This is a genomic window from Candidatus Igneacidithiobacillus taiwanensis (assembly GCF_031962545.1).
GTDB classification, from domain to species: Bacteria; Pseudomonadota; Gammaproteobacteria; order Acidithiobacillales; family Acidithiobacillaceae; genus Igneacidithiobacillus; species Igneacidithiobacillus taiwanensis.
In genome coordinates, this window is the sequence record NZ_JAVRKK010000083.1 from 1 (window position 1) to 10,359 (window position 10,359).

Annotated in this window: 9 protein-coding genes and 2 pseudogenes; 8 read left to right on the forward strand and 3 right to left on the reverse strand. The window is 55.2% G+C overall.

Features of this window, described 5'->3' with window-relative positions:
- On the forward strand, positions 1–658 hold a 658-nt coding region (locus RTI30_RS09990), incomplete at its 5' end, for a 2OG-Fe(II) oxygenase (RefSeq protein WP_312283705.1).
- 298 nt (positions 659–956) lie between these two features.
- Here the strand turns inward: RTI30_RS09990 and RTI30_RS09995 are convergent.
- Positions 957–3,551 carry a MobA/MobL family protein gene (locus RTI30_RS09995; protein ID WP_312283706.1) on the reverse strand — a complete coding sequence of 865 codons (2,595 nt, stop codon included), beginning with the start codon at positions 3,549–3,551 and terminating at the stop codon, positions 957–959.
- A gap of 357 nt (positions 3,552–3,908) precedes the next feature.
- Here RTI30_RS09995 and RTI30_RS10000 point away from each other — a divergent pair, with 357 nt between their 5' ends.
- On the forward strand, positions 3,909–4,403 hold the full coding sequence (locus RTI30_RS10000; RefSeq protein ID WP_312283707.1) for a hypothetical protein: 495 nt from the start codon (positions 3,909–3,911) through the stop codon (positions 4,401–4,403).
- 582 nt (positions 4,404–4,985) lie between these two features.
- Here the strand turns inward: RTI30_RS10000 and RTI30_RS10005 are convergent.
- Positions 4,986–6,281: a helix-turn-helix domain-containing protein gene (locus tag RTI30_RS10005; RefSeq protein WP_312283708.1), complete on the reverse strand. Its 1,296-nt coding sequence runs from the start codon at positions 6,279–6,281 to the stop codon at positions 4,986–4,988.
- Positions 6,282–6,665: 384 nt separating this feature from the next.
- Between RTI30_RS10005 and RTI30_RS10010 the strand changes: the two genes are divergently transcribed.
- The 5 genes from RTI30_RS10010 (at position 6,666) to RTI30_RS10030 (ending at position 9,610) form a co-directional block, all read left to right on the forward strand.
- Positions 6,666–6,890, forward strand: a complete 225-nt coding sequence (locus RTI30_RS10010) for an antitoxin MazE family protein (protein ID WP_312283709.1) — start codon at positions 6,666–6,668, stop codon at positions 6,888–6,890.
- Entirely contained in the window at positions 6,887–7,213 is a 327-nt protein-coding gene (locus tag RTI30_RS10015; RefSeq protein WP_312283710.1) for a type II toxin-antitoxin system PemK/MazF family toxin, read from the forward strand. The genes RTI30_RS10010 and RTI30_RS10015 overlap by 4 nt, the downstream gene beginning before the upstream one ends.
- A gap of 226 nt (positions 7,214–7,439) precedes the next feature.
- Entirely contained in the window at positions 7,440–8,054 is a 615-nt protein-coding gene (locus RTI30_RS10020) for an AAA family ATPase (RefSeq protein WP_312283711.1), read from the forward strand.
- A complete protein-coding gene (locus RTI30_RS10025) occupies positions 8,051–8,332 on the forward strand; it encodes a hypothetical protein (RefSeq protein WP_312283712.1) in 282 nt (93 codons plus the stop codon). Before RTI30_RS10020 ends, RTI30_RS10025 begins: the two co-directional genes overlap by 4 nt.
- Positions 8,333–8,722: 390 nt before the next feature.
- Entirely contained in the window at positions 8,723–9,610 is an 888-nt protein-coding gene (locus tag RTI30_RS10030; RefSeq protein WP_312283713.1) for a hypothetical protein, read from the forward strand.
- Between the two features lie 61 nt (positions 9,611–9,671).
- Here the strand turns inward: RTI30_RS10030 and RTI30_RS10035 are convergent.
- Positions 9,672–9,883, reverse strand: a pseudogene (locus tag RTI30_RS10035) (transposase); the annotation flags it as partial.
- 214 nt (positions 9,884–10,097) lie between these two features.
- On the opposite strand from RTI30_RS10035, the pseudogene RTI30_RS10040 reads away from it, so the two are divergent.
- Positions 10,098–10,359: pseudogene (locus RTI30_RS10040) on the forward strand (hypothetical protein); the annotation flags it as partial.

Below are 10,359 nucleotides of genomic sequence, written 5' to 3' on the forward strand. Positions count from 1 at the left end.
TCAGGGCTTCTTGCGGCCAGAGATTTTTCATCAATTGGCCGCAGAGCTTCCTGATCCGAGCCTTTTCGAAAACCACATAGGGAAGAGCCGGGCCCATGGTCAGAAAAGTCATGACCGGCTGGCCTTGCAAGTTCGGCCCGGCCTGCTGCCCAAGCTATCTCCCCGCTGGCAGCAGTTCATCAAAGAACTGTATAGCCCGGTCTATCGGAACTTCTGGCGCCAGATGCTTGGTTTGGGTCCGCACAGTCCCGTCATTTTCACCATGCACTGGCACTATGCTCCGGCCGGGGCCTCCGTCTCCCCCCACACCGATGCACGCCGCAAGATCGGTTCCCACATTTTCTACTTCAACACGCCAGAGGAATGGGACGAATCTTGGGGCGGACAGACCCTGGTACTGGATGCCCAAGGTCGCTGGCCGCGGCATTCGGCACCGAACTTTGATGATTTGCAAGAAGCCGGCGCATCTCAGGTTTTGGGGAACCGAAGTTTTCTCTTCGCCCAGACTTCTGCGTCCTGGCACGGGGTACGGGCGCTCACCTGCCCACCCGGAGTGTACCGCAAGGTCTTCATTGTGGTCGCCAATCGCCTCAGTGGTCAGGTGATCTGGCGACGCTTGCGGGGCAAGGATGCCGACGGCTATCGATTGGCTGGCTGACGGTCCTGATATTCTACTAACCCGTCTTGTTATCCTTGAATCTTACGCTAACCATCATTGGATCAGGTATAAGAGGTTCAACCTTGCTAAAGCCGGCTTCTCTGACGCTACATAATACCTAGATTACCTTTATCAGACAAAATGCGCCAAATTGTCTTATCAGTCCCAGATGCCGATATCGTAACGCATTGATTTTTAATACTACTGAAATTCTCGACATGAGACAAAATGACAGCACGCCAAAATCCATCCGCAAGACGGCCTAGCGAGGCGATGCCTCGCGACGGACGACTGCGGATCACCTACCAAGGCCTCGATCGCGTTTTGGCGGGATGAAGTCGCTCCGCTTGATGATTTTGCGTGTCGGCTCTGTCTGTGTCTCTGGTGCAGGCCTCTGCGGTTCTGGTGCTTTGATACGAGACTCAAGCGTACGACCAGACAAGCGGAACCCTTTTTCCAGAGCGGCCCGAGAGGCCTCCGCAACAAACTGCTCAGGCCCTGTGATTGTAAGCTCCGTCCACCCTTTTGCTTCGGCTAGCAATAGCAGCAAGAAGATGTCGTCCTCTTTATTTTTGCTTAGCATGATGCTGCCTGCGTCAACAATGCTCGCATCACGGCCTTTGATAACAAGACCGCCGTCGCTAGGCGACATGCGTGTGTAATACGCGTCGCGAAGCCATGATCCATGTCCACGGCCGTATATTTGCTCAGGAGTCTTATCCCGCCACTGATCCCACGGCACATGCGGTTTGCCATTGCTGATTTGTGCGCAGTCATGCCATAACCGGCGCTCGCCTTCGACTGTTTCAATCTCCCACTGTAGCCGTTTTTGTTCATATTTAAGCTCTTCGGCTTTAGCTGCTTCTGCTGCCGCCCGTTCTTTTCTCAGCTTTTTGCGCTCGGCCCACCTAGCACGTATCTCTGAAGGCCTGCGGCGGTCGTGGCGTTGCTGTTTAGCAAACCAGATGTTCAACTCCCTGCGCTCTTTAGCCTTGACCAGCTCAGCTCTACTGGGCTGAGCTGTAGGCCTACGCTCCGGCTCGACCTTGGCGGATGCAGGCGGAGTAGGAATAGGCTGTTCCTGCTTTGTCTGCTGTGGTGCTGGATTCGGCTCCGGCGCTGAATTGCGCTTCAAACGCTCTTCACGGGCCTGTCTACCTGCCTCTGTTCCGTCCTTGATGTATTTGTCTACGATCTCCACTGAAATGCCAGCGCATGCCTGGATCTGTGGTTTATAAACGCGCTCGTACCAGATTCTAGGCTTTGTGAGGGGTGTATAACCGTCCGTTGCTAGAATTCGATGTGTGGCTCGTAGGCGATTTAGGGCCTCCAGTTGTTGGGCGGTTAGTTGCGGTGCTGGAGTCTGGGCTGGTGCAGGCCTCGGCTGAGTCGGCTCTACCTGCTGTAACGGTACCTCCGGCTGTTCTGTAGGCCTACGATCTGGCTCCGCCTTGGTGGGCGAGGGCGGGCTTTTCTCAACAGACTCACCCTTTTTCTGTTCCTTTTGCTCAGCGGTTCTCTCGGCGGCTTTAGCCTGCTCTTGAGCATCGAGGACGCGTTGCAATAGCTGTTTATCGTGGATCTCGAACCCTCGTTTGTAGGCCTCAGTAGCGATCTCCAGTTGGAAGTCGGGGTTTCCAGTGAAGGACAAGGTTTTCCATCCCTTGGCCTCTGCGATCTGTAGCATGACGTCGATCTCTCGACTGTTGCCGCTCCAGGCTGTGATACGGTCTCCCTTGTCGATAACCTCGATGTCCTTGTTGCTCAACTTGATGCTGTGGTCGATCAGGTCCACATCGACACGGACATATCGAGATAGCCTGGCGGCGAGTTCCGGACTGTACCGCTGTGTCAGTAGGCGCTCCCGATATATACGCCATTTGCTTTTCTCTGGGTGGCGGACTGATGGAAAAATCTCGTTTTGGCATTCCCGATCCAGTTGTTCATTCCGTAGTCTTGATTGTGTTTGTTGGAGTAGTGATTCAGGGTTGGTGATGCGCTTTGACAGCACCGTGTCCGCTCTGCGTTGCCGGTGTATGGCTTTTCGGTACTGCTCATAGTCCTGTATCTCAGCCATGCGATTTTTTGCTTTGGCCGGATTGTGGTAGGTGGTTTTGCCCTTGTGTATTGGTTTAAGGCCCAGCCTGGATGCGGCGATCAGTAGATCAACTTTTTCATCAATATCCTTGGCCTGCTCGGCTCTCTGCTCCAGTTCGGCCTGTTGATCTTCAAGTGATCTGTGATCAATGCGGACTGATAGTCCGGCTTTTTCAAGGTGCCTGTTGGCTATTTGCGCCCAGAGAGGACGCATATTATGCGCCCAGTTCTGGCCCGGCTTTGCTCGCCGATCTTCCATCTTACGCGCTCCGCCTTTTTTAGGCTCCTTGCTGTTGTATCGCTTGAAAAACTGTTCTGGGCCTCTAGCTATTCCATCGTTGATTCGATCGGACAAAATGATGTGTACATGTCTATTCTGCGGATTGCTTGGGTCTTGTTGATGGATGACGAGGGTGTACGGCGTCTTACCATCTTTAGTATTACTGATAGTGGCGGCAAAATCTTTTGCCAATGCTATCTGCTGCTCAAATGTTAGCTCGCCCGGTAGTGCAACCTCTATCTCCCTGTACGTTGATCCATTGGCTCGCTCATAACGATCAGAGGCATCCCAAAACTTTACAGGGGCATCTGCCCACTCTGGCATGTTGCCGGATTCACTGAAGACTAGTTCATGGGTCTTGTCTACCTCGACAGTCCGGACGGTAGCCCCTTCAATGATTTCTTTTCGCTCGACAGAGTATGGCCCTTGGCGGAGCAGATACCGGCTTTTCCCGCCAGCACCTTTGCTCTCGCCTGCCCTGCTACCGCTCTTAATCGTCAAGTGATAGATAGCCATACAGCCACCGTCTCAGCCCCCGCTAGGGGCACGCGGGGTTTCTCTCCAGAGAAACCGTTAAGCGTGCCTGCCGGAAAATGGTATTCCTGCACACAACCGCTACCTAATATAGCGATTAGTGCTACCAAAATCAAGGGGTTGGAAAGCCAAAGTGAGTATGACTGTGGCGTCACTTTAGATGCAATTGGTCATCATCAGGAGGGATGCCATGATCTAATCACGGGATGCCCAGAGCAGGCTACTAACAAACGCGACACCTACAACCTAACCAATGTGCGGAACCAAGATCAGGTATAATACCAGGTCTACGATTTCAAGTATCATCATTTTATCATTTTGACATATGGGGTATTGACCATGTTGACAGCAAAAACGCAAAAATGGATTGACGAGAACATCGAGAGTATCCGTGGTAAGAAAAATAAGACAACATTCCAGAAGTTGCTGATCTCATTGTTAGCTCTGGAGAATCGGACTAGGGACGATGAGAGGCAGATCAATGCCATTGTTAGGAAGATGATCGCCGATGAGGCTGCCCACCGCGCTGCTGAAAAAGCCAAAGCGACGACTGCGAAAATGTCGACTAAGCGGCGCAAGGAGCGGAACCACCGCCTGTTTGATCTAGCGGGACTGTTTATACTTGCGGGGCTTGTCGATAGTGAGACGGGGTTCTTCTGTCATCCAAAATTAGCGGGTTTGGGAGAGCGGGCCTCCCCTGCTGTCTTGGGTTATCTGCACCGATTTAACGATCAATTAGAGTCGTTTAGCGATGGACAGATTCAGTTCTTTGTCGACAGGGGGTTATCGGTCATGAGCACAAAGAAAAAGTTGCTGGATGATTCCAAGGGTTGATCAAGACGTGTATTCAAGTACCCCTCGCTAAAGCGAGGGGTACTTGAAATGACGGTAATACAAATCCAGCGATTAAATATGACGCATCATATCTAATCGCTGGATCGGTATAGGCGCGATTTCCGGCACGGCATAGCACCCGCTCTAGGCGGTGGAATAGGGGATGCCCTACCCATCCACAAAAACGGCGGATAAGGCTGTGGATGACCATGCTAAGGCTTCCCCACGATTCGAGAATCAGGCTTGCCGCCAAAAGTGGCAGGCCCAAACCCTCTCCCCCTCCGTGCCGGACATGGAGGCCTCGCCCACTCTTGGCCGATGTCTTAGCCGATACGCTTTCCACCGTTCTCCCTTCGGCCTACGGCCTTCGGGTGCTGCCCTCGGTCCTGCGCTCCGCTCCGCTACGCTTGGCCCTCAGCCAGCCTAATTCAGTTTTTCCGATCTAACGATCTGGAACCGCCAGGACACATCCCGTAAGGCCCTAGAAAAACAAAGAGGAAATGCCCCTCTGATCCAGGGCTACTGCCCTGGCAGGGAGCCTGCAAGCAGGCCTACCCTTCGGGGGATATACAAGAGGGGCGATTAAGTTACATCAGAGCACCACCTGCATACGGTCATACCAGACACTCCAAGCTCCGCCGCAATCTTTCTGTAGGCCCATCCTTTGGCCCGTAGGAGCCGCGCTGTGGCCCGTTTTTCCTCGTTGGCTACTGTTACCCCATCCAGGGTGTATTGCGTGGCATAGCGGCCTTCTTTGGCCCGATTACGGGCACTCTGGCGTGCCTGTTCTCGTCGTTTCTGTTCCTCATTGGGAATGATGGCCCGGAGATTGGGTAGGAGAGTCGGGGGGATGAGGTCGCTCATCCAGTCGTAGAGGGTTTGCCTGCGAAATCGGTAGCGGGGATCGACCTTCTGGCCGTTCCACTCGATGGTATGGCCTTGGGCGGCCTGTAGGGCGCGTTTTAAGACCGGTTGCATGGCCTGGCGGATCTCAGGTTGCTCCAGGTCCGTGTGATGGTGGGCAAGGCCTACGATTTCATCCTCGATGCCTTCGGGATGGGTGAACCAGCTCAGGGCTACGCCAATGAGGAATAGCCACTTGTCCCGGTAGCCTTCGGGAATATGGTGCCCATAGTGGCCGGAGATAGCGAGAAGGTCCTGGAATACCAGGTGCCAGCGGGCATAGATGCTGCCCTGGATGGCCTTGTCGGGGGTCTTTCTCTTGACCCGGATATCTCGGACTTTGGCTTTGCCTTCGGTGCCCAGGATCTCAAAGGCAATCTGCCGGAGGGACCAGTGGTGCCCATCGAGGACAATGGCCCGGACTTCTTCCCCTTTGTTTCTCGTGCCCACGACCCGTAATAGCCGGGTGCAATCCTTGGCCGCAGCATCGGAGCCCAGGGGGCGGAAAATACGGATCAGGGCATCCTGGCAACGTTGCCAGACGGGTAGCGCCTTGGGGGGTAGGGGTTCCAGGAGCCAATACAGGTGCAGGCCTTTCCCAGAAGCCACGATGATATTGGGCGTGGGGATCTGGGCATCGGTGCAGGCATCGAGGACCCCGTATACGTCCGTGTAGTCGTCCAGGTCCACATACAGGGACCGTAGCGAACGCAACAGGCGAATGAATCGCCAGCCGTCGAACTCGTTGACGGTGATGAAGATATCTTCCCGTCCCTGGTCATAGCGGAAGATCTCAGGGATGCGGGGATCATTGGGCTTGATCTTGATCCAGCGCTTTCCTTCGGGGGCTTTGCGTTCCCAGTGAATGACCACACCACGCTGCTTCTCGTGCAGCAGCTCGTAATGGGACAGGGGAAGATCCAGGCCAAGGCCTAGCTGATTGGGTAGGGGGTGATAATTTCTATGGGCGGCCATGCTGCCCCCTGGTGCTCGCGCCTTGTTGACGGGACCGGGGGGCTAGTGAAGATGCGTAGCGATTGCTACACTTTTCCACGGTGTCGGTGCCGTCCGGTGCCCATATGCCCCGATTTCCTGCTACTGCTCTCCAAGCTGACAAGGAATCGGGGCATTGGTTTTTGCGGTTCATACCAATACCTTTTGCAATTTCAAAATCATCTGGCGAATCTACTCCCAGAAACGCAAATCTGCCAAGTATCCGTTCCTGACCAACAGGAGTGAACGCAAGATAAAGCCGATGGGATCGGCTTGGGGGAGTTTGTTTGCGCTGCCTAAGTTGGTGTTTCATGTAACTAATTACCCGCGTATAATGTTGCATGTAACTTGCTTGGAGTCTTGGAAATGGCAACAACACACGTTAATCAGCGCGTTCAAAAGCACCGCGATGCACTGCGCAGGGCGGGGCTTCGTCCGGTGCAAATCTGGGTGCCTGACACGCGCCGCCCGGACTTTGCGGAGGAGTGCCGCCGCCAATGTCTACTTGCTGCTCAGGCCGATAATGCCGACATCGCCATGCAGCAGTTCATGGAGGAATCCTTGGCAGACGTGGACGGCTGGACGGAATGATGCGCGGCGACCTGGTGACCATCGCCATGCAAGGCGACTTTGGCAAGCCACGGCCCGCGCTTGTTGTTCAAGCCAACCAGTTCAGCGAGCACAGCAGCGTTACCGTGCTGCCTATCACTAGCACACTTGTTCCAGCGCCATTGCTGCGCGTCACAGTACAGCCGAGCGCAGAGAATGGCCTACAGAAGCCATCACAGGTGATGGTGGACAAGACTATGACCGTGAGGCGCGACAAGGTCGGGCCAGTCTTCGGGCACATCGACGCGGATACCCTGGTAGAGGTTGAGCGATGCTTGGCCGTGTTCTTGGGGATAGCGAAATGAAAACGATCTGCAAACTGATCTCCTGGTCCTTGGTACGCTCTTTTTGACGCGCTGTGCGAAAAGTCCTCTCCTGAGTAGCTTGTCCATACCAATTTAGCCCAGGTGCCGGTATTGCTAAGGCGTATTGGTAGCATGGCATTTTGGTATTTTGGTATTTTGGTATATTGATACCAAAAAAGCCAAGGCGCTATGATAGCTCTGAAGGTAAAGACCGTTGGAGCACGTCATGCGAAAAATAGCGGTCCTCTCACAAAAGGGCGGGGCCGGGAAAACCACCCTGGCTATTCACTTGGCAGTAGCCGCTTCTGGGTCCGGCGAGCGCGTCGTTCTGATCGACACGGACCCGCAGCAAAGCGCGTCGGTGTGGGGCAGGTCCAGGAGTAAACCGGACCCCGTGGTCGCCACAGTTGCCGCCCCCGATCTTGGGAGGGTGTTTGAGGCTGCCAAAAGCGAAGGCATGACCTTAGCCCTTATCGACACGGCCCCACATGCTGCCCCTTCTGCGTCACAGATAGCCGGGTCCGCCGATCTGGCCTTGTTACCAGTTCGTCCTTCTGTCCTGGACGTTGCCGCTGCTGCTGCGATGGTGCGGATTATCCAGGCTGCCAAGGTTCCCGCTTCATTTGTCTTATCCGCATGCCCACCCCGTGCTTACGAGATACAGGAAGCCCGCGAGGCATTAGCCGTATACGGCTTTCCTGTGGCCCCTGTCGAAATCATCGAGCGCCGGAGCTATGCGCGGGCGATTGCTGCCGGGGCGGGGGTTACTGAATACGAAGATCCACGCGCCGCTGCCGAGACTCAGGACTTGTGGAGTTGGCTAATAAAGGAGGTTCTATGAGTGCAAAAAGACCCAAGCTGTCAGATTTCACCCAGCAACCAGCCCAGGTCGAGGCAGCAACCACGCCGGAGAGTATGCCTACCCCTGCCGGTCTTGGCCCAGCTCGACGCAAGAAGATAAAGGGGGATGTTATCGGTATGACGATTCGGCTTTCGCGCCCGAACTGGGAGCGGGTCCATGCTTTCGCGCGTCACGAAGGAGTTAGCTTGCAGCAGCTTGTCTTCGAAGGGCTATCCCGTCTGCTTACTGACAAGGGGCTTCCGCCGCTAGATGATTGATACCGATATATCTTGGTATCATGAGACCATGATACAATTGTGTTACGGTGAATACCGATCACTGGAGGAGTGCCGGATACGCCTGTGCCGCGCATATGCTTCTGGCCTGCCAATGAATCGAGGCGGCAGAGCTTCCGTGCCCATAGCTGGCGACCGTGCAGACCTCGGCGGATGAGTGCGCTGGTGACTAGGGTAAGCCATAGGTGCAGGTCTCGACATTTTCCAACAACCCAACTTTTGGGCCATCTTTCCAACAACCTCCGAGGCCTGCCCGAAAACATTGGCCGGAAAGGCCTCGGCGGGTGTGTCCATCAAACGGTGGTTCGGTGGACTGTATGGCGTTGCACTTCAAACTTGAAACCACCCCTCGATAAATTAAAGAGTATAGTTGTGATGAAAACGACTCCACGAATTCCAGCGCACGCGATGCTCGACGTTGATGCGGCAACTCGCTACATTCTCAGTCGGGAGTGCAGACAAGGCGGATATTCCTTTTATCGCACTCCGGAATGGGGGGTGGAAGAACCCAATGCACGCGACACCTTGGCAGCGCTTGATTCTCTGCTCCGTCTCGGCGTCACTCCTCCGCAGCCAGAGCGCACTCTCTCCTGGTTGCAAACCCTGCAATACGAAAACGGCAGCTGGGCGACGATTACGATAGCGTGGGCAGCCTGCAAGGCACTGGCTTTGTTTGGCATGCAGCCGAAACACGATCCATCCGCATGGATCCATGAGCTCTGGGAATCCCGCGCCGCGACCGTGGAGAACGGCGCCGATCGGGACTGGCGCGGGACGATCATCGAACTCTATCAGTTGATGCAGCTGACTCGGCTTCACGCGTCCGATATTTCAAGCAAACTGCATCGCGATCTTGCACGGTTCCTCAATGCCTCCCGAACGCGGGATGGCGTATGGGCAAAGCCCGGAGCCGACCTGGAAACCACCGGTTTCGCCATCGAGACGGCAAGACTCGGAGGACTCGAACTCGCGGATGCCTCCGTCGCCGCCTGGTGGCGCCAATGCGAGGACCCGATACTTGGGCTGCGGCTTACGCCGTCGGCCGGAACAACGTCCACGGTCGCGCTTTGGGCCGGACTGGAACTCGGTGCCCGGCTGGGCATCGCAGCGCGATACCCGGCGGCCATCGCCACTCAGCTCAGGCTGTTGCAGCATCCCTCCGGCGGATTCAGCTACCGACACAAGGCGCTGCCGACTCTCTGGGATACCTGGTATGGCATAAAGGCCGCGTGCCTGCTCGACGGCGGACCGCCGGATTGAGGCCGCGCGCAACCGGCGAAGGAGCTTGCCACAGGATCGATATCGACATTCCCGGCCACCTCATCTCATTGGCACGGCGCAGCTCCTTGACCTCGCGCTCCAGATCCTTGATGCGCTGGGCCTCTGCCGAGGTTACGCCTGGGCGCGTGCCTGCATCGACCTCGTCACGTCTGACCCAATTCAGCAGGGTATGCGCCGCGCAGCCGATCTTGGGGCAATCGACTCTACAGCGGCCCATAGTGAGGGGTACTCACCACGGTGCTCCTGCACCATGCGCACAGCGCGCTCACGTACTTCAGGGGAAAACTTGTTTGACTTGTTTATGGCTCCATTCTCTTCAAGGTTGGAGCCTCTATCAAATCCGGGGCGGTTCACTTTTGGTGGCTGGTGGGTATTTCCTGTTCTAATATTAGAGCATCAAAATATATTTTTATATAAACAACAGAACACCTGCTATACTCATTGAAGAAATTGTGGGAGGTTACTCATGCCAAATTGTCTGGATCAACTTGCCTCCAAACCCCTGTTCGTAGCAGCCAGAAAAAGCTCCAACCACATCACCGCCAAGATTACCGTAGCCGAGGATCGCGCCCTCATCGTGCAGATCCCGGTAGACATATTCCATCTTCTCTGTGCTTGGCGCGGGAATAGCTACAAAGCTGCCGCCTGGTTACAGGCCAGGATCATGGAAGTTGCTAACCTGTCGCTAGAGGCGGTAACCCACTATCTGAATCTAATGATTCGCCAAC

Excerpts from the sequence above, each read along its gene's own strand:
- RTI30_RS09995 (WP_312283706.1), bottom strand. The coding sequence starts at position 3,551 with ATGGCTATCTATCACTTGACGATTAAGAGCGGTAGCAGGGCAGGCGAG.
- RTI30_RS10000 (WP_312283707.1), top strand. The coding sequence starts at position 3,909 with ATGTTGACAGCAAAAACGCAAAAATGGATTGACGAGAACATCGAGAGT.
- RTI30_RS10005 (WP_312283708.1), bottom strand. The coding sequence starts at position 6,281 with ATGGCCGCCCATAGAAATTATCACCCCCTACCCAATCAGCTAGGCCTT.
- RTI30_RS10010 (WP_312283709.1), top strand. The coding sequence starts at position 6,666 with ATGGCAACAACACACGTTAATCAGCGCGTTCAAAAGCACCGCGATGCA.
- RTI30_RS10015 (WP_312283710.1), top strand. The coding sequence starts at position 6,887 with ATGATGCGCGGCGACCTGGTGACCATCGCCATGCAAGGCGACTTTGGC.
- RTI30_RS10020 (WP_312283711.1), top strand. The coding sequence starts at position 7,440 with ATGCGAAAAATAGCGGTCCTCTCACAAAAGGGCGGGGCCGGGAAAACC.
- RTI30_RS10025 (WP_312283712.1), top strand. The coding sequence starts at position 8,051 with ATGAGTGCAAAAAGACCCAAGCTGTCAGATTTCACCCAGCAACCAGCC.